This is a genomic window from Sabulicella rubraurantiaca (assembly GCF_017355885.1).
In the GTDB taxonomy this organism is placed as follows: Bacteria; Pseudomonadota; Alphaproteobacteria; order Acetobacterales; family Acetobacteraceae; genus Roseococcus; species Roseococcus rubraurantiacus.
Map to the genome: position 1 here is coordinate 53,372 of NZ_JAFEUU010000007.1, position 19,803 is coordinate 73,174.

A 19,803-nucleotide genomic window follows, 5' to 3' on the forward strand; every position below is an offset into this window, starting at 1 on the left:
GCCGGTTTCCGAGGACGCCCGATGCACGCCTATCGCACCCACCATTGCGCCCAGCTCCGTGCCGCCGATGCCGGCACGACCGCCCGCCTGTCCGGCTGGGTGCATCGCAAGCGCGACCATGGCGGGCTGCTCTTCATCGACCTGCGCGACCACCATGGCGTCACGCAATGCGTCGTCCCGGCCGGCTCGCCGGTCTTCGCCGCCGCCGACCGGCTACGGCCGGAAAGCGTCGTCACGGTCACGGGCGAGGTGGTGGCGCGCGAGGGCTCGACGGTGAATGACCGCCTGCCCACCGGCGCGATCGAGCTGCGGGTGAAGGAACTCTCGGTCCAGTCCGAGGCGCAGGTCCTGCCCATCCAGGTGGCGGGCGAGGCCGAGTTCCCCGAGGATCTCCGCCTTCGCTACCGCTTCCTCGACCTGCGGCGGGAGAAGCCGCACCGCAACCTGATGCTGCGCTCCTCCGTCATCGCCTCCATCCGGCGACGCATGATCGAGCAGGGCTTCATCGAGTTCCAGACGCCTATCCTGACGGCCAGCAGCCCCGAGGGCGCGCGGGACTTCCTGGTGCCGGCGCGGCTGCATCCGGGCAAGTTCTACGCGCTCCCGCAGGCGCCCCAGCAATTCAAGCAGCTCTGCATGGTCGCGGGCTTCGACCGCTACTTCCAGATCGCCCCCTGCTTCCGCGACGAGGCGAGCCGCGCCGACCGCTCGCCGGGCGAGTTCTACCAGCTCGACTTCGAGATGAGCTTCGTGACGCAGGAGGACGTGTTCGCCGCCATCGAGCCGGTGCTGCACGGCGTCTTCGAGGAATTCGCCGACTGGACCGGCACGAAGCGCGCCGTCACCCCCGCGCCCTTCCCGCGCATCCCCTTCGACCAGGCGATGCTGGAATTCGGCTCGGACAAGCCGGATTTGCGAAACCCGCTGCGCATCGCCGACGTGACTTCGCATTTCGCCGGGTCGTCCTTCGGACTCTTCGCGAAGATCGCGGCCTCGGGCGGCGTCATCCGCGCCATCCCGGCGCCGGGGGCCGGGTCGCAGCCACGCCGCTTCTTCGACCAGCTCAATGAATGGGCCCGGAGCGAGGGTGCGGGTGGCCTCGGCTACATCACCTTCGAGAATGGCGCCGCGGCCGGCCCCATCGCCAAGAACCTGGAGGCCGAGCGCGCCCTGGCGCTGCGGGACCAGATGGGGCTGAAGGACGGCGACGCGGTGTTCTTCGCCGCGGGCAAGGAGGCGGATGCCGCCAAGCTGGCCGGCAAGGCCCGCACCCGCATCGGCAACGAGCTGGGGCTGGTGGAGAAGGATGCCTACCGCTTCTGCTGGGTGACCGACTTCCCGATGTACGAGCTGAACGAGGAGACGGGGCAGATCGACTTCAGCCACAACCCCTTCTCCATGCCGCAGGGGGAGCTGGAGGCGCTGAACACGCAGGACCCGCTCTCCATCAAGGCCTATCAGTACGACATCGTCTGCAACGGCATCGAGCTGTCCTCCGGCGCCATCCGCAACCACCGGCCGGACATCATGCTCCGCGCCTTCGAGATCGCCGGCTATGGCGCCGAGGTGGTGGAGGCGCGATTCGGCGGCATGCTCAACGCCTTCCGCTACGGCGCCCCGCCGCACGGTGGCTCCGCGCCGGGCATCGACCGCATCGTCATGCTGCTGGCCGACGAGCCGAATATCCGCGAGGTCATCCTCTTCCCGATGAACCAGCAGGCCGAGGATCTGATGATGGGCGCCCCGGCCGAGGTGGAGGAGGCGCGGCTGAAGGAACTTTCCCTGAAGGTCGTCCTGCCGCCTGCGAAAAAGTAAGGAAAGGCATGGGTGCGGCCGGGCGGGGAAGTCCCTAGATTGCCCCCATGATGCGCCGCACCCTCCTCGCCGCCGCCGCGGCCCTTTCCTTTGCCCTTCCGGCCGCCCCCCAGGCTTGGGCCGCGCCCGAGCCGGGCCATGAGGCCATGCTGGCCCACCGGGCCGCCTATCGCCTGTCCCTGGACACGGCGCGTGACACCTCCTCCGTCACCCAGGCCCGGGGTGTGATGCTGTTCGAGGTGGTGGACGCCTGTGATGCCTGGGCGGCGCGGCAGCGCTTCTCCCTGGTGCTGACCGACCGCGACGGCAATACGGTCGAGACCTCCTCCGACTACTCGACGCTGGAAGCCAAGGATGGTTCGACGCTTCGCTTCTCGCTCACGCAGATGACGGAAGGGGCCGTGACCTCCCGCGTGTCGGGCGAGGCGCGGGCGACGCCGGAGGGCGGCCGCATCCGCTATTCCGACCCGACGCCGCGCGAGGATGCGCTGCCCCAGGGCACGCTGTTTCCCATGATCCACACTATCCGTGCCCTGGCCGCGGCGCGGGCCGGACAGCGCATCCTGGCCGTGCCGCTCTTCGACGGGACCAGCGCGGACGGTGCGCAGGACACCACCACGGTGATGACCGGCCCCTGGCAGGACGGGCAGGCGAACGCCGCCTTCCCGGCTCTGTCGAACCAGGGCAGCGTCCGGATGCGGATCGCCTTCTTCGACCGCGCCCCTGGTTCCCAGACGGGCGCCGGCACGCCGGATTACGAGGTCAGCCTGCGCTACTTCGCCAATGGCGTCGCCGATGACCTGAAGATGGATTTCGGCGACTTCGTCGTGAACGGCACGCTGGGCGAGCTGGAAGCCGTCCCCTCGCCCTGCTGAGGGGCAGCCCCCTCAGACCAGATATTCCACCAGGAACTCGGCGGTGCGGCCATTGGCGATGGTGGCCGCCCGCGCATCCCAGGCATGGCCGCCCATCCGGGCGAAGGCGTGGTCCACGCCCGGATAGACATGCGCCGTGACCTTGGAGTTGCCGGACAGGCCGGACAGGATCTTGGCCTGCGCCTCAGGCGGGACGAACTTGTCCTTCTCGGCGATGTGCATCAGCAGGGGGCCGCGGATCTGCTTTGCCTCGTCCAGCAAATTCTCGAGCCCGACGCCGTAATAGCTGACGTTGCAATCCGCGTCGGTGTGGCAGGCGGCCTTGAAGGCCATGCGCCCGCCCAGGCAGAATCCCATGGTGCCGACTTTGCCATTGGCGCCCTGCATTCCGCGCACGGCGTTGATGGCGGTCTGGATGTCGGCCAAGCCCTTTTCCTGGTCGAAGCCGTTCATCAGCGCAAAGGCGCGCTCCCACTGCGCCTGGCCCTTGTCGGGGTCCAGCTGCACGCCCGGCTCCTGCCGCCAGAACAGGTCGGGCGCCACGGCGATGAAGCCCATATCGGCCACCCAGTCGCACAGGGCGCGCATGTTGGCGTTCACCCCGAAGATCTCCTGGATCAGTACCACCGCGCCGGCGGGCGTCGCCTTTGGCATGACGACATGGCTGGCAAAGCGCCCGGAGCCATCGGCGGCGTCCAGCGTGATCTCGGGCATGCGGTTTCTCCCTGGCGGTTGGTTCGCTCCCTTCCATCTAAAGGCGGATGGGGCGGCGCGCCAATGCTTGCCGCCCTCGCCCAGCGCGCGAAATGGCGCGGGGGCCGATGGACCTCGAGGCGCGGAGGCGCGACAGTCTGCGGAGCGCCCCGCCCTCGCAAGGAGCCCAGTGATGCCCGTCCCCCGTCAGGAATTCCGCAATGCCATGGCCCGGCTGGGGGCGGCGGTGAATGTCGTCACCACGGATGGCGAGGGCGGGCGGGCCGGATTTACGGCCTCCGCCGTGTGCTCCGTCACCGACCAGCCGCCGACGCTGCTGGTCTGCCTGAACCGCGCTGCCTCCTCCAACGCCGTGTTCCTGCGCAACATGGTGCTGTGCGTGAACACGCTCTCCGCCACGCAGCGCGACCTGTCGGAGATCTTTGCCGGGCTGACCGGCGCGGAAGGCACGGCACGATTCGAGGCAGGCCAGTGGGGCCACCTCGTCACCGGCGCGCCGGTCCTGGAAGGGGCGATGGTGAATTTCGACTGCCGCATCCGCGAGGTGCTGGTGAAGGGCACGCACAGCGTCCTCTTCGCAGAGATCGAGGCAATCCGGCAGGGCGATCCGGGTCCCGCCCTGGTGTATTTCGACCGCGCCTACCACGCCATCGGCGCGCAGGGCTGAGCCCCCGCTACCACTCGCCGTAGAACACCCCGGCCGCCTTGTGGCGGTCGGTGCGGAACTCCGCCTCCGCCCAGGTCAGTGTGGTGCGGCACTTCAGCCGGCTGGCCCAGTCCCACAGCGCCTCGCGCATCCGCGCCCGCACCGCCTCGTGCTCGGGCGCGCGGCCAAGGTCGTGGAACTCCTCAGTGTCGGCGCGCAGGTCGAACAATTGCGCCGGCATGCCGGACGTCCAGTGGACGTATTTCCAGTCGCGGTCACGGATCATGAAGGCGCGGTGCTGGCCGGTGGGCAGACCCAGCCGCCGCCGCGCGCCCCGAAAGGTCCAGTCCAGCTCGCTGATCGCGTAGCCGCGCCATTCCGGAGGCGCCTCGCCACGCAGCAGCGGCAGCAGGGAGCGGCCTTCCAGCACGTGCTCCGCGGGCGGCAGGCCTAGCGCGTTCAGGATGGTGGGAGCGATGTCGACCGCCTCCACGAAGCGCTCCTCCACGCGCCCTGACACGCCGCCGGGCAGGGCGAGGATCATCGGGATGCGCTGGATGCAGTCGTGGAACAGTTCCTTCTCGCCGAGCCAATGGTCGCCCAGGTAGTCGCCATGGTCGGAGGTGAAGACGACCAGCGTGTCCTCCCAGCGTCCCATCCGCTCCAGCAAGGCCCAGACGCGGCCGAGATGCGCATCCAGCTGCGCGATCAGCCCCTGATAGGTGGGGCGCACGGCGGCGATGCAGTCGTCGCGCTGGAAGCTCTTCGCCACCTCTTCCGCCTGGAATTCGCGCAGCACGGGGTGGGCGTCCGGGCCGCGCTCCGCCTTGTGGCGCTGGACGGGCAGGGTTTCCTCCGGCCCGTACATCGCGTGATAGGGGGCGGGGGCGATGTAGGGCCAGTGCGGCTTCACGTAGGAAAGATGGAGCACCCAGGGCTCCTCGCCCTGCTCCTCAATGAAGCGCAGCGCCATGTCGGTGGTGTAGGCGGTCTCGCTGTGCTCCTCCGCCACGCGGGCGGGCAGGCGGGCGTTGCGCATCTTCCACCCGTTCCGGACGCTGCCATCCGGCGCCGTCACGGCGATGACGTGGTCAGTCCAAGGGTCGGCGCTGTCGTAGCCCTGGCGTCGCAGCCAATGGGCATAGGCGCTGTCCGTCTCAGCGTGGTGGCCGTCATGGCGGTCCACCAGCGTGAACCAGCCTTCGCGCAGCAGCACCGCCAGCTCGTCCTGCCCATCGAGCAGCAGGCGCTTCATGCCATGCGCGTCGGGCAGCATGTGCGTCTTTCCGGCCAGCGCCAGGGCGCGCCCCGATTCTCGCAGGTGCCAGCCCAGCGTGACCTCGCCCACCGAGAGCGGCACGCGGTTATGCGTCGCCCCGTGCGAGGCGACGTAGCGGCCGGTGTAGAAGCTCATCCGGCTCGGGCCACAAATGCCCGACTGCACATAGGCCTGGTTGAAGCGCACGCCGCGCGCCGCCAGCGCATCGATGTTGGGCGTCCGAAGGAAGGGGTGCCCTGCGCAGCCCAGATGGTCCCAGCGCAGCTGGTCGCACATGATGAAGAGCACGTTCCGCACGGCCATTGGCGCTTCCCTCGGATGGGGCAATCCTAGCGCCAATCATCCAGGAGGACGACGCCATGCCCCGCTTCACCGAACTCACCCCCGAGACCATGACCGACCACCAGAAGCAGGTGGCGGATCGCATCGCCGGCGGCGCCCGCGCCGGGGTGAAGGGGCCGTTCCCGGCCTGGCTGCACGCGCCGGAGCTGGCGGACCGGATGCAGGCGGTGGGGCGCTACATACGCTGGGAAACCAGCTTCCCTGCGCGGCTCTCCGAACTCGCCATCCTGGTCACCGCCGCGCGGTGGAAGGCGCGCTACGAGTGGTATGCGCATCACAAATTCGCGATGGAGGGCGGGCTGCGCCCCGAGATCGCCGAGGCGATCCGCGTGGGCCAGACGCCCAGCGGCCTGGCGGAGGACGAAGCGGCGGTCTACGCCTTCGCCCGGGAATTGAACGACACGGGCAACGTGTCCGACGCGACCTTCAACCGCGCCAAATCCCTGTTCGGCGAGCGTGGCTGCGCCGAACTCCTGGCCACCTGCGGCTACTACACCGCCGTCGGCTTCACGCTGAACGTCGCGGCCGTGCCGCTGCCCGCGGGCGAGCCCGACCCCTTCGGCTGATCAGGGTCGTCCGCGCAGCATCTCGATGATGCCGGAAAAGTCGCGCCCCGCCCCGCCTTCGCTGGCGAAGCGCTCAAAGAGGGCGAGGGCGGCGGCGCCGAGCGGCGTCTCCGCCCCCGATTCGCGCGCCGCCTCCTGCGACAGGCCGAGGTCCTTCAACATCAGCGCGGTGGCGAAGCCGGGAGTGTAGCCGCGATTGGCCGGGCTGCCCGGCACCGGCCCGGGCACGGGGCAGTAGGTGGTCAGCGACCAACACTGGCCGGAGGACTTGCTCGACACCTCGAACAGCGCCTCGTGCGACAGGCCGAGCTTCTCGGCCAGGGCGAAGGCCTCACAGGTGCCGATCATGCTGATGGCGAGCAGCATGTTGTTGCACAGCTTCGCCGCCTGCCCGGCGCCCGGCCCGCCGCAATGCACGATCGTCTTGCCCATGGCCTCGAGAATAGGGCGGGCGGCGGCGAAATCCGCCTCGGCGCCGCCAACCATGAAAGTGAGTGTCGCATTCTCCGCGCCCATCGTGCCGCCGCTCACCGGCGCATCCAGCATCCGCGCGCCCGAGGCGACCTCGCGTGCCGTGGCGACGTCGATGGTGGAGCAGTCGATCCGGATGGCGTTCCCCGACGCCTCGGCCAAGCCGCCGTCGCCCAGCCAAGCATCACGCACGTGACGTCCAGCGGGCAGCATGGTGATGACGAAATCCGCGCCCCGCGCTGCTTCCGCCCCCGAGGCGGCGCGACGGACGCCGCCGGATTCGACCGCTGCCATGGCCGCCTCGCTCAGGTCGAAGCCATGCACCTCGTGCCCGGCCTTCGCAAGGTTGCGCGCCATCGGCGCGCCCATGTTGCCCAGCCCAATGAATCCGATGCGTGCCATCTCTTCCTCCCTGTCCCGCGAGGCTATCGGCGCCGTCAGCCCCGCACCACCCCGGGGCGACCGGGCAGGGTGACGAAGCGTCCTGCCTCCAGCAGCGGCGCGCCGGGGCGGGACACGAAAGGCACCGCCATGAACCGTGCCTCAAGCGCGTCGCCCCGCGCCTCGTGCCGCGTGTAGCCGCGATGGTTCGAATGGAAGCGCAGCCACGGAGTGCGCGACAGGATCTCGGCCGCGCCGCGCTGCATGTCGCTGCCGTCGCCCTCGCTGCTGATGGAGGTGGCGACGAACTCCGCCGCGACCGGGGCCTCGCCTGGTTCCAGCGTGACGTCACCAGCCCACGCGCGATGCACGTCGCCTGTCAGCACTGCGCAATCCCGCCCGCGCAGCATGGAAAGCAGGCGTTCGCGCGCGGCCGGGTAGCCATCCCAGGAATCCATGGAGCGGCGGTCGCCGGGAAAGATGCGGTGCGACAGGAAGACCTGCTGCGCCAGCACCTGCCAGCGCGCATCGGAACGGGCCAGACCGTCGTTCAGCCAAGCCTCCTGCTCCGCTCCGAGGATCTGCGCCTGCGGGTTGAAGGCGGCAGGGCAGGGGGTTTGCAGCCCATCGCCGCAGGGCTGGTCGTCGCGGAAGCGGCGCGTGTCCAGCACGTGCAGCGCCAGGGCGCGACCGAAGCGGAAGCGGCGGTAGGCGCGTGCCTGCGCAGCGCGGGTGACAGGCATGTGCTCCCACCAGGCCTGCAGCCCGGCCTCGCGCCTGGGCGCGAACTCCTCTTGCGTCACCAGCCTGGGGAAGCGGGACCCATCCTGCTGCGAGTGGTCGCCGGCCCAGTTATTCTCCACCTCGTGATCGTCATAGCTGGCGATGACCGGATGGGCGGCGTGCAGCGCCTGGAGGTCCGGATCGGTGCGGTACTGGGCGTGGCGCGTGCGGTAATCAGCCAGGGTCAGGCATTCGCCACCATGATGGCTCCGCACCACCGGCACTCCGCGCGCGCCGGGCGGGCGGCCCGCACGTTCGTAGATGGAATCGCCGTAGTGGAAGACGAAGGCGATATCCTCCTCCCGCGCCGCATGGCCCCAGGCGGCGAAGAGACCGTGCTCCCAGTTCTGGCAGCCGCCGGCGAGGAACCGCACCGGCGCGTCATGATCGGGTGCGGGGGCGGTGCGGGTGCGTCCCACCGGGCTCACCTCGCCATTCGCATGGAAGCGGAAGAAGAAGGAGCGGCCGGGCGGGAGTGCGTCCAACTCCAGATGAACGGAATGGGCATCCTGAACCGTCGCGGTGACGCGACCGCTGCGGTGGATGCGGCGGAACCCTTCATCTTCTGCCAACTCCCAACCCAGTTCGACCGGGGCCGCGCCCATGCCGCCATCGGGCTCCAGCGGCAAGGGCGCGAGGCGCGTCCACAGGACCAGGGAATCCGGTCGCGGTTCCCCTGAGGCGACGCCCAGCGTGAAGAGGGGTCCCGAAGCCCGGGCGGAACGGGGCGCGCCCAGCATCAATGCGGGAAGGGCAAGAAGGAATCGGCGCGGCAACATGGCCGCAGCCTAGCCGTGCTTCACGCCGGGACGCAGCGTGTCACGCCGGGATTGGCGATTGCCGTGTCGGCGCGCGTGCCTTCGGGGCAGGGGCGCTGGGCGCGGGTGGCGGGGGCGATGCCACGGTCCCAGCCGCGCACCTCGGGATCCACGTCGGAGGACAGACCGCCGCGGCCGCCAGCGCTGGGCGCGCAGCGGCCGCGCCCTTGCGGCGTGCCGCCATTGGGGCAGAGGAAGCGGCGCGCCGCCTCCAGCGCCTCGGCCGAACGCCCGCGGCGCTGCGCGGCGGCAGGGCCGGGCAGGGCGAGAAAGGCCAGCAGGAGGACGCGGCGGCGCATGCCGCCACAGTCCCTCGCATGCCCGCGGGTTGCGTGGGAAGGGCTACTTCTCGCCCTTGCCCGTCTTCTCGCGCAGCTCGTCGATCTTGATGCTGGCCTGGGCCTTGGTCAGATCCTTCTCGAAGGCCTCGCCGGATTCCTCCGACAAGGTCTTGAGGTAGGAGGCCTGGGCGCCGGTCATCGGCTCGTCGCCCGTGGTCCAGTCCTCGGGATCCTTGATCGCGTTGCTGCCGGGCTGCGGCTGGGTCTTGGGGTTGGGATCTTCCTTGCTCATGTGCGAACAATGCGTGAACATGGGTCCCGGTTGCCCGATCAGTCGCGCCAGGGATGCTCGTTCCACAGCGCCTGGTAGCTGGCGCGCAGGGCCTGAAGCTCGGCGGCATATTCCGTGGGGCCCAGGTAGCGCAGCGGCAGGTTCTGCTGCGTGGCGCTGGCCTGGAATTCCGGGTCCTCCACCGTGCGGCGGACGGACAGGGCTAGGCGTTCCAGCACCTCGGGCGGCAAGCCGGCGGGCGCGGCCATGCCGCGCATCGAGCCCTCGACCACGTCGAAGCCCAGCTCGCGCAGCGTCGGCACCTCGGCAAGGGGCGCCCAGCGCGACGCGCCCATCTGCGCCAGGGGTCGCAGCACGCCTTGCCGCATCTCCGGCACGCCCTCGGCCACGTTCATCACCGCGACCGGGATCGAGCGGGAGATGAGGTTCTGCTTGACCTGAGCAGAGCCGGCGAAGGGCACGTGGAGGAAGGAAGCACCCGAACGCCGCTCCAGCGCCAGCATGGCGAGGTGGTCGTCCGAGCCGACCCCGGTAGTGCCGTAGCCGATCGTCCCCGGCCGCGCCCGCGCCGCGTCGAGCAGCCCGGCGAAGTCGCGGATGTCGCTATCCGCGCGCACCCACAGCCCGCCCGGATCGTCCACGATGTTGCCGAGGAGGGAGAAATCCTCGAGCCGGAAGCGGGTGCGCCGCTCGATGGAGAGGGTGACGATGTGCGGCGTGTTGATGAAGCCGATGGTCAGCCCGTCGGGCCGGGCGCGCGCCAGCTCGGTGAAGCCGATCTCGCCGCCTGCGCCAGGGCGGTTCAGCACCACGACGGGCTGGCCCAGATCCTTCTCCATGAAGCGCGCGATGGTGCGCGCCGCGAGGTCGGTTCCGCCACCGGCCGCGAAGGCGACCACCATGGTGAGGGAACGGTCAGGCCGCCAGCCACCCTGGGCGAGGGCGGGCGTGGCCAGCGGGAGGGACAGGAGGGCGCGGCGTGTGGGCATCGGACGTTTCGGCCTCGTTCAGGCGGCTTCCATACCGCGTCCCGTGCCCATGAAAAAGGCCGGCGCCGCTTTCGCGGGCCGGCCCTTTGCCGCGTGGTGCGGGGCGCCTCAGTCGGCGGCCAGCGCCATGCGGGAGCGGTTGAGGACGGAGAGCACGTGGTCCTCCGTCATGTCCGCCAACACGTTCACCTGGTCGGGGGTGAAGACGTGTCCCGCCTCCGGGATGGTGCGGTAGTCGATGGTAACACCCTTCTGGGTGTTCAGCTTGTCCACCAGCTTGCCGACGCTGGACACCGGCACCAGTTCGTCCGTCTCGCCATGCACGATCATGCCGGAGCACGGGCAGGGCGCGAGGAAGCCGAAATCGTAGTGCGAGGCCGGGGCCGAGATGGAGACGAAGCCGCCCATCTCCGGCCGCCGCATCAGCAGCTGCATGCCGACATAGGCGCCGAAGGAGTAGCCCGCGACCCAGAGCATGGAGGCGTTGGGGTTAACCATTTGCAGGAAGTCGAGCGCCGCCGCAGCGTCCCCGATCTCGCCGATGCCGCCATCGTAGCGGCCCTGGGACTTGCCGACACCGCGGAAATTGAAGCGCAGGACGGAGAAGCCCATCGCCTCGAACCGGCCGTACAGGCTGTGGACGACGCGATTGTTCATCGTCCCGCCATGCAGCGGATGCGGGTGCAGCAGGAGCGCTACAGGGGCGTTGGGGCGCTTCGCGTGATGATAGCGACCCTCGAGGCGGCCATCCGGCCCGGCGAACATGACTTCAGGCATGGTGTCCTTCGCGTCCGTCTCTCGTTCTGGGGCCTGGCGGAGCGGGCCTGGACTGGGGGCAAACCCTGTCCAGACCGGCTCCGCCAGGCCGTTGGCGCCGCGCCTTCGCGCGGCCATGAAACCGATGGAACCCTTCAGCGTTCCTGCCCAGCCGTCATCTCCCGCCCGACCGAGCGGTTGACGCGGCAAACAGCGAACGCCTAGCCTCTTTTACCAAGGAAGCACCTTGGAGATTGGCACGGCGCGGTCACCGGGATACCCCGGAGCAGAATGCCGCGGGGCTTTCGCAACATAACCGCCCCGTAACTGGTTTTCTAATGGAATCGCCTCAAGGGCTGCATGGCTGATAGCGGCGCAGCGCATGGCGGTAGGTGAGAGGATCAGGCGGATGCGGTTGTCCACCAGGGGACGCTACGCGGTCATGGCGATGGTGGATCTCGCGGCACGCGAAGCCGCCGCAACGCCGCCAGCCCCGGGACGCCCCCGCCCACCCGTCTCCCTGGCCGAGATCGCCGCGGCGCAGATGCTCTCCCTGGCCTATCTGGAACAGTTGTTTGGCCCGTTGCGCCGCGCTGGGCTCGTCAACTCCGCCCGCGGCCCCGGGGGCGGCTACCGCTTGGCTCGCCCGGCGCGGGAAATCCCCATCGCCGCGATCGTGGAGGCGGTGGACGAGCCGATCCGCGCCACGCGCTGCGAGGAAGGCTCGCCCGGCTGCATGCAGGGTCAGCGCTGCCTCACCCATGACCTCTGGACCGAGCTGGGCGAGCAGATCCGCATCTTCCTGGAGGGGGTCTCGCTGGAGGATGTGGTGCAGGGCCGCGTCCAGGGCCGTGCCTCCCTTCCGGCGCAGGGCACGGCAAGTGTTCAGTTGACCCGCGCCTGAACGCGCGCCACCTGCCGGGGCGATGATGCCCCTCGACCTCGACGCCAATGCGACCGAACCCCTGCGCCCCGAGGCGCGGGAGGCGGTGCTGCGCGCCCTGGAAACCGGCGGCAACCCGTCCTCCGTCCATGGCGGGGGCCGGGCCGCCCGCCGCATCCTGGAGGAGGCACGCCGCGCCGTCGCCGCGCGCTTCGGTGGCGAGGTGGTCTTCGCCTCGGGCGGGACCGAGGCGAATGCGTTGGCCCTCCATGCCCTTTCGCCCAGCCGCCGCGTCCTGCTGGGTGCGACGGAGCATGCCGCCGTGCGCGCCGCCGCGCCTCCTGGCGCCGCCGTGCTGCCGGTGCTTCGCGACGGCACGCTGGACCTCGCGGCGCTAGAGGCGGCGTTGCGCGACGGCCCGCCCGCCCTGGTCTGCGCCATGGCCGCCAACAACGAGACGGGGGTGCTGCATCCGCTATCGGAAATCGCCGCGCTGTGCCGCGCGCACGGGGCCCTGCTGCACGTGGACGCGGTCCAGGCCGCCCGGCTTTCCGTCGAACTGCCCGGCGACACCCTGGCGCTGTCCGGTCACAAGCTAGGCGGCCCGTCCGGCGCCGGGGCGCTCGTGCTGCGGAGCGGCATCGCCCTGTCGCCGCTGATCGCCGGTGGTGGCCAGGAGCAGGGGCGGCGCGGCGGAACGGAGGCGCTGCCCGCCATTGCCGGCCTCGCCGCCGCGGTGACCGCGCCCTACGACGCCGCCCGCCTCGCCGCGCTGCGCGACGCGGTGGAGGCGGCGCTGGGCGAGGGGGCGGTGATCGCGGGGCAGGATGCGCCGCGCCTGCCCAACACGGCACTGGCCGTGCTGCCGGGCGTTGCGGCGGAGACGGTGGTGATCGCGCTCGACCTCGCCGGGGTGCGGGTCTCGGCCGGGGCGGCGTGTTCCTCCGGCAAGGTGGCCCGGTCGCATGTGCTGGAGGCGATGGGATTCGGCGAGGATGCCGGCAGCGGCATCCGCCTCTCCCTGCCTTGGAACGCGCCCGACGACACGCCCGAGCGCTTCCGCCGCGCATGGGAGGGAGTGCGCGCGCGCCTCTCGTCACGGCGCCCTGCCCTTGCCACATAGAAGTGGCGATGCGCCCCAACCGACCCATCTACCTCGACCACCACGCCACCACGCCGCTCGACCCGCGCGTGCTGGCGGCGATGCGCCCCTGGTGGGAGGAGAACTTCGCCAACCCCCATAGCGCCGAGCATGCCATGGGCCGTGCGGCGGAAGAGGCAGTGGAGGAGGCGCGCGGCCACGTCGCGGAGCTCATCGGCGCCGACCGGCGCGAGATCGTCTTCACCTCCGGCGCCACCGAGTCCAACAACCTCGCCATCAAGGGCGCGGCGCGCTTTGCCCGGGACGGGGAGCGGCGCCGCATCGTCACCGTCGCCACCGAGCACAAATGCGTGCTGGAGAGCGTGCGCGACCTGGAGGCGGAGGGCTTCGAGCCGGTGATCCTGCCGGTGCGCCCGGATGGGCTGCTCGACATCGAGACGCTGCGCGAGGCGCTGGCCGTGCCGACCCTGCTCGTCTCCGTTATGGGGGTGAACAACGAGACGGGGGTGGTGCAGGACCTCGCCGCCATCGGCGCCGTGGCGAAGGAGGCGGGGGCGCTGTTCCACACAGACGCCGCCCAGGCAGCCGGCCGCATCCCGCTGGATGTGGAGGAGACCCGCGCCGACCTGCTCTCCCTCTCCGCCCACAAGATCTACGGGCCGCGCGGCATCGGCGCGCTCTATGTCCGCCGCCGGCCGCGCGTGCGCCTCGCGCCGCTGTTCAGCGGCGGCGGGCAGGAAAGGGGGCTGCGCTCCGGCACGCTGCCCGCGCCGCTCGTCGTCGGCTTCGGCGAGGCGGCGCGCATCGCCGCGGCCGAGGGTCTGCTGGATGCGGGCCGAATCGCCGGGCAGCGCGACCTTTTCCTTTCCGTGCTGCGCGAGGGCGTGCCGGGGCTGCGGATCAATGGCAGCACGGCGTCCCGCGTCGCCGGCAACCTCAACCTGACCTTTCCTGGCGTCTCCGCCCAAGCGCTGATGGCGGCGGTGCCCGAGCTCTGCCTCTCCACCGGTTCGGCCTGTTCCTCGGCGGAGGTGACGCCTTCCTATGTGCTTTCCGCCATGGGGCTCCCGCCGGAGGAAGCCGGCGCCACCTTGCGGATTGGGCTGGGGCGCTTTACCTCGCCCGCCGAGGTGGACCGGGCGGCGCGGATGCTCCGCGAGGCCTGGGCCGCCCTCGCCTCCACCCAGCAGGCCGCGGAGTAACGGGCATCATGCCGAAGATGACCTTCATCGAGCGCGACGGCACGCGCCGCGAAGTCGAGGCCCCGCTGGGCCTCTCCGTGCTGGAGATCGCGCACCGCCACGGCGTGGACATCGAGGGCGCCTGCGAGGGATCGCTGGCCTGCTCGACCTGCCACGTCGTCGTGGATGCGGGCTGGTTCACCAAGCTGGCCGAGCCGACCGAGGACGAGGAGGACATGCTGGACCTCGCCTTCGACCTGCAGGAAACCTCGCGCCTGGGCTGCCAGATCATCATGACCGAGGCGTTGGACGGGCTGGTGGTGAAGCTGCCGGCGGGCAGCCGGAATGCAGGCGGCTGACCCCCTCGCCTTCGGGGCGGAGGGTGGGCTGTTTCGCCGCCTGCGCGACACAGCCGGCGCGGACTGGACGGGCTACACCTGGCATCCCTTCGTCCAGCGCCTGTCGGACGGCACGCTGCCGCTCAAGGCGTTCCAGCACTACCTGATCCAGGACTACCTGTTCCTGATCCACTTCGCCCGCGCCAAGGCGCTCGCGGTGGTGAAGGGGGAAAGCCTGGAGGCGATGCGCGCCAAGGCCGCCGGCGTCCTCGCCATCCTGGACGAGACCAAGCTGCATCTCCGCTTCTGCGCCGAATGGGGCCTCTCCGAGGCCGAGGTGACGCGCGTGCCCGAGACGGCGGAGACCGTGTCCTACACACGCTGGGTGATGGATCGCGGCCTCGCGGGCGACATCCTGGATCTGGAGATCGCCCTCGCCCCCTGCACGGTGGGGTATGGCGAGGTGGCGCGGCGCATCATGGCCGACCCGGCCTGCGACCTCGCCAACAACCCTTACCGGTCCTGGATCGAGGCCTACGCGGCCGAGGACTATCAGGCCCTGGCCCAGTCGGCGGCGGCGCGCATCGATTTCCTGGGCGTGACCCATGGCGGCGACGCGCGCTTCAACCGCCTCGCGGCGGATTTCGCTGAGGCGGCGCGGCTGGAGCAGCGCTTCTGGCAGCAGGGGCTCGTGGCCGCATGAGGGTGCTGGTCGCCATGTCGGGCGGAGTGGATTCCTCCGTCGTCGCTGCCTTGCTCGTGGAGCAAGGGTACGAGGTGATCGGCGCCACGCTGCAGCTTTACGACCACGGCGCGGCCATCCAGAAGAAGGGCGCATGCTGCGCCGGGCAGGACATCCGCGACGCGCGCGACGTGGCCGACCGCCTCGGCATCCCGCACTACGTGCTGGACCGCGAGACGCGGTTCCGCCAAGCGGTGATCGAGGATTTCGCCGACAGCTACGCCCGTGGCGAGACGCCCATCCCCTGCATCCGCTGCAACCAGACCGTGAAGTTCCAGGACCTGACTGCCCTGGCCGAGGATTTGGGCTGCGAGGCGCTGGCGACTGGCCATTACGCCCGGCGGCTGGACGGGCCGGACGGCTTGCCCGAACTGCACCGCGCCGCCGATCCGGTTCGCGACCAGAGCTACTTCCTGGCCCACACCACCCGGGCGCAGCTGGCGCGCGTGCTCTTCCCGCTGGGCGGCCTGGCAAGCAAGGCGGAGGTCCGTGCTCATGCCGCGCGGCTCGGCGTGCCGGTCGCCGAGAAGCCCGACAGCCAGGATATTTGCTTCGTCCCCGAAGGCCGCTACGACGCACTGGTCGGCAAGCTCCGCCCCGAGGCGCTGGAGCCAGGCGAGATCGTGGACGAGAGCGGCGCCGTGCTCGGTACGCATCGCGGCATCGCGCGCTACACGGTGGGGCAGGGACGTGGCCTCGGCGTCTCGGCGCCCGAGCGGCTCTTCGTCACCGCGCTGGACCCGGCGCGGCGCCGCGTGGTGGTTGGCCACCGCGCCGAGCTGCCGGTGGAGGAAGTGGCGCTCGGCGAGGTGAACTGGCTGATCACCCCGCCTGAGGACGAGTTCCGCTGCGAGGCCAAGCTGCGCGGGCGCGAGCAGCCCCAGCCCGCGACCGCCGCCTGGGACGGCACGACGCTCCGGCTGCGGCCCGACACCCCCGCCGTGGCGGCACCGGGGCAGGCGGCGGTGCTGTATGACGGCAGCCGCGTCCTCGCGGGCGGTTTCATCCTGCGCCGCGCAGTTGACCGGGCGGGCCGCGCCGCGTAAATCGCGCCCCAAGGGGCGGCGTAGCTCAGCTGGTTAGAGCACGGCACTCATAATGCCGGGGTCAGCGGTTCAAGTCCGCTCGCCGCTACCAAGTTTTCCTAGGACATCCTTGGTTTCCGCCCTCCCCCACTGAGCAGTTCGGGCGTTTGCGCCCGAACAGGGACAGGACATTCCGTCTCGGCCGGGCACCATCTGGGCAGTCGAGCGATACGAAGTTGCGCCGGCGCTGTCGGTTTGCCCTGCGTGCCGAGGCGATCCACCAGCACGGGCGAGCCTATGAGCCATCCGCGGAAGCAAGCGAGGGGGATGGTGGCACGCGCGGAGCGGAAACCCCGCGCGCGCCCTCTCCCGGCAATGCCGGGTCGTCCGCAGCCTGTTCCCCGGCCGCGATGATGCCCGAGACAATGGTTCCCGGGCCGAGCCCAGCATGGTGACAGTGAACTCCTGAAAATCGATTGCTGAATGATCGTTGTCAGATCGGCGACGTTGATCTGAACATCAGGCAGGATGTCGCCTTGCGCGAGCTCCTCATCGTCGCGATGCGGTCGATGCGCAGCGAGCTCACCCCCGCTCCAGCCAGCGGCGCAGCTCCGTCTTCAGCACCTTGCCGTAGTTGTTCTTCGGTAGGGACGGGACGACACGGTATTCCTTGGGCCGCTTGAAGCGGGCGATGCGTTCGAGGCACAGCGCGTCAAGCGCCTCGGGCTTGGGGGAGGTGCCGGGGGCGGCGACCACGAAAGCCACCACCTCCTCGCCCCAATCGGCCTGGGGACGTCCCACGACGGAGACCTCCGCGACCTCCGGATGGAGCAGCAGCACCTCCTCCACCTCGCGCGGATAGATGTTGCTGCCGCCGCTGATGATGAGGTCCTTGGAGCGGTCCTTCAGCGTCAGGAACCCGTCCTCGTCCAGGCTGCCCATGTCGCCGGTCCAGAGCCAGCCATCGCGCAGCGAGGCCGCCGTGGCTTCGGGGTTGCGCCAATAGCCCTCCATCACCGTGGGGGCTCGAACGATCACCTCGCCCGTCTCGCCAGGGGGCAGGGAGCTGCCATCCTGCGCGGCGACGCGCAACTCGATCCCGGCCTGGGCGAAGCCAACGGAGGCGAGGCGTTCCAGGTAGCGCGGATGCTCAATATCCACATGGCACTGGCGCGGCAGCACGGTGATGGTCATCGGGCTCTCGCCCTGGCCGTAGATCTGCACCAGGCGCGGGCCGAGCACCCGCAGCGCGGCCTGGCAATCCGCGAGATACATGGGGCCGCCGCCGTAGACGACCGTCTTGAGGCCCGACAGGTCGGCACCCTCCGTCCCCGGCCAGCGCACCAGCCGCCCGACCATGGTGGGGGCGGCGAAGATCGTCACGCCGCGGTGATGCGCCAGCAGGCGCAGGATCTCCTCCGGGTCGAAGCCGCCGCTCTCGGGCAGGATCTGCCCCGCCATCGCCGCGACATGCGGCAGGGCATAGAGGCCCGATCCGTGCGACATGGGCGCCGCATGCAGCACCGCGTCACCGGGCGCGATGGAGTCCACCTCGGTGAAGTAGCCCTGGGTCATGGCGAGGAGGTTGCGGTGGCTGAGGATGGCGCCCTTGGGCCGCCCCGTCGTGCCGCTGGTGTAGAACAGCCAGGCTGGTTCTGACGCCTCCAGCGGGTGTGGCGGGACCGGCGCGGCGAGCAGGGCGCGCCATGCGGCTCCGCCCGCCTCGATCACCTCGGGCTGCGGCAAAAGCCCTGACACTGCCTCCTGTGCCGTTCCGGCCAAATCGGGCGTGGTGAAGAGCAGGCGCGCGCCGGAATGCTCCAGGATGAAGGCCACCTCGCGCGCATGCAGCTTGGCGTTGACCGGCACGGCGACCAGACCCGCCTGCCAGCAGGCGAAGAGGGCGGGCAGCGTCTCCGGCCCATTGGTCATCAGCAGCGCCACACGCTCGCCGGGGGGGAGGCCAAGATGCGCGCGAATCCCGCCCGCCAGCGCCGCCGCCTGCGATGCCAGCTCCGCATGGGTCGCGACCGGCTCTGTTCCCCGCCACATCGCCACGCGCCCACTGGCTACGCGCCCCGCGCGATCGAGCAGCCTCGCCAGGTTCATTGTTCCTCCCATTCGGCCGGTCGCTTGCCCGGCCGCGCCATCATCCGTAGTTTCAGGATCTTGTAAAACTCATCCACGCTCGTGAACGAAGGGGGCGGAAGTGCCAGGACTGCATTTCGAGGATTTCGAGGTCGGCCGGGTGTTCGAGCATGAACTCTCCCGCACCGTCACCGAGGCGGACAACATGATGTTCAGCCTCATGACCATGAACCCGCAGCCGCTGCACATCGACGCGCATTTCGCGGCCGGGACGGAATGGGGCAAGCCGCTCTTCAACAGCCTCGCCACGCTGGCGATCATGATCGGGATGAGCGTGCAGGACACCACGCTCGGCACCACCATCGGCAATCTCGGCATGTCCGACGTGCGCTTTCCCAAGCCTGTCTTCCATGGCGACACGCTGCGCGCCCGCACGCGCATTGTCAGCAAGCGCGAAAGCCGCTCCCGCCCCGACGCTGGCCTTGTCGAGTTCGAGCACGAGGCGCTGAACCAGCGCGGCGAGATCGTGGCGACCTGCCGCCGTACCGGGCTGATGCGCCGCCGTCCGGCTGCCGTCTGATGCGCTCCTTCCTGTTCGTCCCGGGCGACAGCCCGCGCAAGTTCGAGAAGGCCGCCGCCGGGGACGCGGACGCGCTGATCCTCGACCTGGAGGATGCTGTCGCCGCCGACCGCAAGGAGGAGGCGCGCCGCCTGACGGCGGAGATGCTGGCGGCGCCGCGCGGCGCCCAGCGGCGCTGGGTGCGCGTGAACGCGCAGGATACCGGCCTGACCCTGGGCGACCTCGCCGCCACCATGCCGGGGCGGCCGGACGGCGTCGCCCTACCAAAATGCGCCGATGCGGAGCAACTGCGGCAGTTATCCCACTGGCTCGATGCCTTTGAGGCGGCGCACGGCATTGAAGCGGGCGCCACCCGCATCATCGCCATCGCGACGGAAACGGCCGGCTCGCTCTTTGGCCTTGGCTCATACGCCGGGGCGGGGCCGCGCCTCTGGGGGCTGATGTGGGGCGCGGAGGACCTCTCCGCCTCGCTCGGCGCCCTCGCATCGCGGGCGGAGGGGCGCTGGACCGATCCGTTCCGCATGGCGCGCAACCTCTGCCTCGCCGGCGCCGCCGCGGCGGGGGTGGTGGCGATCGACACGATCCACGCCGGCATCGAGGACCTCGCGGGGCTGGAGGCGGATGCGCGCGAAGCGCGGCGCGACGGGTTCGGCGCCAAGGCAGTGATTCACCCGAAGCACGTCCCGGTGGTGAATGCCGCCTTCACCCCCGATGCGGAGGAACTCGACTGGGCGCGGCGCGTGGTCGCGGCCTTCGCGGCGCCGGGGGCAGGGGCGCTGCGCATGGATGGCAAGATGCTGGACCGGCCGCATCTGCGGCTGGCGGAAAGGCTGCTCGCCGCCGCAGGCGGCTGATT

The 19,803-nt window shown here is 70.4% G+C and carries 21 protein-coding genes and 1 tRNA gene; 13 read left to right on the forward strand and 9 right to left on the reverse strand.

Annotated features, from left to right (window positions below; translation table 11 throughout):
- Positions 1 to 21 precede the first annotated feature (21 nt).
- Both aspS and JTJ31_RS13935 read left to right on the forward strand, forming a co-directional pair.
- Entirely contained in the window at positions 22 to 1,815 is a 1,794-nt protein-coding gene (gene aspS / locus JTJ31_RS13930; protein ID WP_207539325.1) for an aspartate--tRNA ligase, read from the forward strand.
- A gap of 47 nt (positions 1,816 to 1,862) precedes the next feature.
- Positions 1,863 to 2,690, forward strand: a complete 828-nt coding sequence (locus tag JTJ31_RS13935; protein WP_236020196.1) for an EipB family protein — start codon at positions 1,863 to 1,865, stop codon at positions 2,688 to 2,690.
- A gap of 12 nt (positions 2,691 to 2,702) precedes the next feature.
- On the opposite strand, the gene JTJ31_RS13940 is transcribed toward JTJ31_RS13935, so the two are convergent.
- Entirely contained in the window at positions 2,703 to 3,404 is a 702-nt protein-coding gene (locus JTJ31_RS13940; RefSeq protein WP_207539326.1) for a dienelactone hydrolase family protein, read from the reverse strand.
- Between the two features lie 172 nt (positions 3,405 to 3,576).
- Between JTJ31_RS13940 and JTJ31_RS13945 the strand changes: the two genes are divergently transcribed.
- Positions 3,577 to 4,071 carry a flavin reductase gene (locus tag JTJ31_RS13945; protein ID WP_207539327.1) on the forward strand — a complete coding sequence of 165 codons (495 nt, stop codon included), beginning with the start codon at positions 3,577 to 3,579 and terminating at the stop codon, positions 4,069 to 4,071.
- Between the two features lie 7 nt (positions 4,072 to 4,078).
- On the opposite strand, the gene JTJ31_RS13950 is transcribed toward JTJ31_RS13945, so the two are convergent.
- A complete protein-coding gene (locus tag JTJ31_RS13950; RefSeq protein ID WP_207539328.1) occupies positions 4,079 to 5,632 on the reverse strand; it encodes a sulfatase-like hydrolase/transferase in 1,554 nt (517 codons plus the stop codon).
- Between the two features lie 56 nt (positions 5,633 to 5,688).
- Here JTJ31_RS13950 and JTJ31_RS13955 point away from each other — a divergent pair, with 56 nt between their 5' ends.
- A complete protein-coding gene (locus tag JTJ31_RS13955; protein ID WP_207539329.1) occupies positions 5,689 to 6,237 on the forward strand; it encodes a carboxymuconolactone decarboxylase family protein in 549 nt (182 codons plus the stop codon).
- Here JTJ31_RS13955 and mmsB read toward each other — a convergent pair whose 3' ends face one another.
- From mmsB to JTJ31_RS13985, 6 genes are all read right to left on the reverse strand, one after another.
- Positions 6,238 to 7,110, reverse strand: a complete 873-nt coding sequence (gene mmsB / locus JTJ31_RS13960; protein WP_207539330.1) for a 3-hydroxyisobutyrate dehydrogenase — start codon at positions 7,108 to 7,110, stop codon at positions 6,238 to 6,240.
- Positions 7,111 to 7,145: 35 nt separating this feature from the next.
- Positions 7,146 to 8,651 (reverse strand): alkaline phosphatase D family protein, encoded by a 1,506-nt coding sequence (locus tag JTJ31_RS13965; RefSeq protein WP_207539331.1) that lies wholly within the window; start codon positions 8,649 to 8,651, stop codon positions 7,146 to 7,148.
- A 20-nt stretch (positions 8,652 to 8,671) separates the two neighbouring features.
- A complete protein-coding gene (locus JTJ31_RS13970) occupies positions 8,672 to 8,989 on the reverse strand; it encodes a hypothetical protein (protein WP_207539332.1) in 318 nt (105 codons plus the stop codon).
- Positions 8,990 to 9,032: 43 nt separating this feature from the next.
- Positions 9,033 to 9,263, reverse strand: coding sequence for a DUF3072 domain-containing protein (locus JTJ31_RS13975; protein ID WP_236020198.1), 231 nt, complete (start codon positions 9,261 to 9,263; stop codon positions 9,033 to 9,035).
- A gap of 38 nt (positions 9,264 to 9,301) precedes the next feature.
- Positions 9,302 to 10,252 (reverse strand): Bug family tripartite tricarboxylate transporter substrate binding protein, encoded by a 951-nt coding sequence (locus tag JTJ31_RS13980; RefSeq protein ID WP_207539334.1) that lies wholly within the window; start codon positions 10,250 to 10,252, stop codon positions 9,302 to 9,304.
- Positions 10,253 to 10,360: 108 nt separating this feature from the next.
- Positions 10,361 to 11,029, reverse strand: coding sequence for an alpha/beta hydrolase (locus JTJ31_RS13985; RefSeq protein WP_207539335.1), 669 nt, complete (start codon positions 11,027 to 11,029; stop codon positions 10,361 to 10,363).
- 388 nt (positions 11,030 to 11,417) lie between these two features.
- Here JTJ31_RS13985 and JTJ31_RS13990 point away from each other — a divergent pair, with 388 nt between their 5' ends.
- The 7 genes from JTJ31_RS13990 to JTJ31_RS14020 all read left to right on the forward strand — a co-directional run bounded on the left by JTJ31_RS13990 (position 11,418) and on the right by JTJ31_RS14020 (position 16,391).
- Positions 11,418 to 11,912 carry an Rrf2 family transcriptional regulator gene (locus tag JTJ31_RS13990; RefSeq protein WP_207539336.1) on the forward strand — a complete coding sequence of 165 codons (495 nt, stop codon included), beginning with the start codon at positions 11,418 to 11,420 and terminating at the stop codon, positions 11,910 to 11,912.
- A gap of 22 nt (positions 11,913 to 11,934) precedes the next feature.
- Positions 11,935 to 13,014, forward strand: a complete 1,080-nt coding sequence (locus JTJ31_RS13995; RefSeq protein ID WP_207539337.1) for a cysteine desulfurase family protein — start codon at positions 11,935 to 11,937, stop codon at positions 13,012 to 13,014.
- 8 nt (positions 13,015 to 13,022) lie between these two features.
- Positions 13,023 to 14,195: a cysteine desulfurase family protein gene (locus tag JTJ31_RS14000; RefSeq protein WP_207539338.1), complete on the forward strand. Its 1,173-nt coding sequence runs from the start codon at positions 13,023 to 13,025 to the stop codon at positions 14,193 to 14,195.
- An 8-nt stretch (positions 14,196 to 14,203) separates the two neighbouring features.
- Entirely contained in the window at positions 14,204 to 14,533 is a 330-nt protein-coding gene (locus JTJ31_RS14005; protein WP_207539339.1) for a ferredoxin family 2Fe-2S iron-sulfur cluster binding protein, read from the forward strand.
- Entirely contained in the window at positions 14,520 to 15,215 is a 696-nt protein-coding gene (locus JTJ31_RS14010) for a TenA family protein (protein ID WP_207539340.1), read from the forward strand. Before JTJ31_RS14005 ends, JTJ31_RS14010 begins: the two co-directional genes overlap by 14 nt.
- Positions 15,212 to 16,300 carry a tRNA 2-thiouridine(34) synthase MnmA gene (mnmA, locus tag JTJ31_RS14015; RefSeq protein ID WP_207539341.1) on the forward strand — a complete coding sequence of 363 codons (1,089 nt, stop codon included), beginning with the start codon at positions 15,212 to 15,214 and terminating at the stop codon, positions 16,298 to 16,300. Before JTJ31_RS14010 ends, mnmA begins: the two co-directional genes overlap by 4 nt.
- Positions 16,301 to 16,314: 14 nt before the next feature.
- A tRNA-Met gene (locus JTJ31_RS14020) sits at positions 16,315 to 16,391 on the forward strand.
- 470 nt (positions 16,392 to 16,861) lie between these two features.
- Here JTJ31_RS14020 and JTJ31_RS14025 read toward each other — a convergent pair.
- Positions 16,862 to 18,388, reverse strand: a complete 1,527-nt coding sequence (locus tag JTJ31_RS14025) for a class I adenylate-forming enzyme family protein (protein WP_207539342.1) — start codon at positions 18,386 to 18,388, stop codon at positions 16,862 to 16,864.
- A 100-nt stretch (positions 18,389 to 18,488) separates the two neighbouring features.
- Here JTJ31_RS14025 and JTJ31_RS14030 point away from each other — a divergent pair, with 100 nt between their 5' ends.
- Together JTJ31_RS14030 and JTJ31_RS14035 are read left to right on the forward strand one after the other, a co-directional pair.
- Positions 18,489 to 18,947 carry a MaoC family dehydratase gene (locus JTJ31_RS14030; protein ID WP_207539343.1) on the forward strand — a complete coding sequence of 153 codons (459 nt, stop codon included), beginning with the start codon at positions 18,489 to 18,491 and terminating at the stop codon, positions 18,945 to 18,947.
- Positions 18,947 to 19,801, forward strand: a complete 855-nt coding sequence (locus JTJ31_RS14035; protein ID WP_207539344.1) for an HpcH/HpaI aldolase/citrate lyase family protein — start codon at positions 18,947 to 18,949, stop codon at positions 19,799 to 19,801. The genes JTJ31_RS14030 and JTJ31_RS14035 overlap by 1 nt, the downstream gene beginning before the upstream one ends.
- Positions 19,802 to 19,803: the final 2 nt, after the last annotated feature.

Excerpts from the sequence above, each read along its gene's own strand:
- aspS (WP_207539325.1), top strand. The coding sequence starts at position 22 with ATGCACGCCTATCGCACCCACCATTGCGCCCAGCTCCGTGCCGCCGAT.
- JTJ31_RS13935 (WP_236020196.1), top strand. The coding sequence starts at position 1,863 with ATGATGCGCCGCACCCTCCTCGCCGCCGCCGCGGCCCTTTCCTTTGCC.
- JTJ31_RS13940 (WP_207539326.1), bottom strand. The coding sequence starts at position 3,404 with ATGCCCGAGATCACGCTGGACGCCGCCGATGGCTCCGGGCGCTTTGCC.
- JTJ31_RS13945 (WP_207539327.1), top strand. The coding sequence starts at position 3,577 with ATGCCCGTCCCCCGTCAGGAATTCCGCAATGCCATGGCCCGGCTGGGG.
- JTJ31_RS13950 (WP_207539328.1), bottom strand. The coding sequence starts at position 5,632 with ATGGCCGTGCGGAACGTGCTCTTCATCATGTGCGACCAGCTGCGCTGG.
- JTJ31_RS13955 (WP_207539329.1), top strand. The coding sequence starts at position 5,689 with ATGCCCCGCTTCACCGAACTCACCCCCGAGACCATGACCGACCACCAG.
- mmsB (WP_207539330.1), bottom strand. The coding sequence starts at position 7,110 with ATGGCACGCATCGGATTCATTGGGCTGGGCAACATGGGCGCGCCGATG.
- JTJ31_RS13965 (WP_207539331.1), bottom strand. The coding sequence starts at position 8,651 with ATGTTGCCGCGCCGATTCCTTCTTGCCCTTCCCGCATTGATGCTGGGC.
- JTJ31_RS13970 (WP_207539332.1), bottom strand. The coding sequence starts at position 8,989 with ATGCGCCGCCGCGTCCTCCTGCTGGCCTTTCTCGCCCTGCCCGGCCCT.
- JTJ31_RS13975 (WP_236020198.1), bottom strand. The coding sequence starts at position 9,263 with ATGAGCAAGGAAGATCCCAACCCCAAGACCCAGCCGCAGCCCGGCAGC.
- JTJ31_RS13980 (WP_207539334.1), bottom strand. The coding sequence starts at position 10,252 with ATGCCCACACGCCGCGCCCTCCTGTCCCTCCCGCTGGCCACGCCCGCC.
- JTJ31_RS13985 (WP_207539335.1), bottom strand. The coding sequence starts at position 11,029 with ATGCCTGAAGTCATGTTCGCCGGGCCGGATGGCCGCCTCGAGGGTCGC.
- JTJ31_RS13990 (WP_207539336.1), top strand. The coding sequence starts at position 11,418 with ATGCGGTTGTCCACCAGGGGACGCTACGCGGTCATGGCGATGGTGGAT.
- JTJ31_RS13995 (WP_207539337.1), top strand. The coding sequence starts at position 11,935 with ATGATGCCCCTCGACCTCGACGCCAATGCGACCGAACCCCTGCGCCCC.
- JTJ31_RS14000 (WP_207539338.1), top strand. The coding sequence starts at position 13,023 with ATGCGCCCCAACCGACCCATCTACCTCGACCACCACGCCACCACGCCG.
- JTJ31_RS14005 (WP_207539339.1), top strand. The coding sequence starts at position 14,204 with ATGCCGAAGATGACCTTCATCGAGCGCGACGGCACGCGCCGCGAAGTC.
- JTJ31_RS14010 (WP_207539340.1), top strand. The coding sequence starts at position 14,520 with ATGCAGGCGGCTGACCCCCTCGCCTTCGGGGCGGAGGGTGGGCTGTTT.
- mnmA (WP_207539341.1), top strand. The coding sequence starts at position 15,212 with ATGAGGGTGCTGGTCGCCATGTCGGGCGGAGTGGATTCCTCCGTCGTC.
- JTJ31_RS14025 (WP_207539342.1), bottom strand. The coding sequence starts at position 18,388 with ATGAACCTGGCGAGGCTGCTCGATCGCGCGGGGCGCGTAGCCAGTGGG.
- JTJ31_RS14035 (WP_207539344.1), top strand. The coding sequence starts at position 18,947 with ATGCGCTCCTTCCTGTTCGTCCCGGGCGACAGCCCGCGCAAGTTCGAG.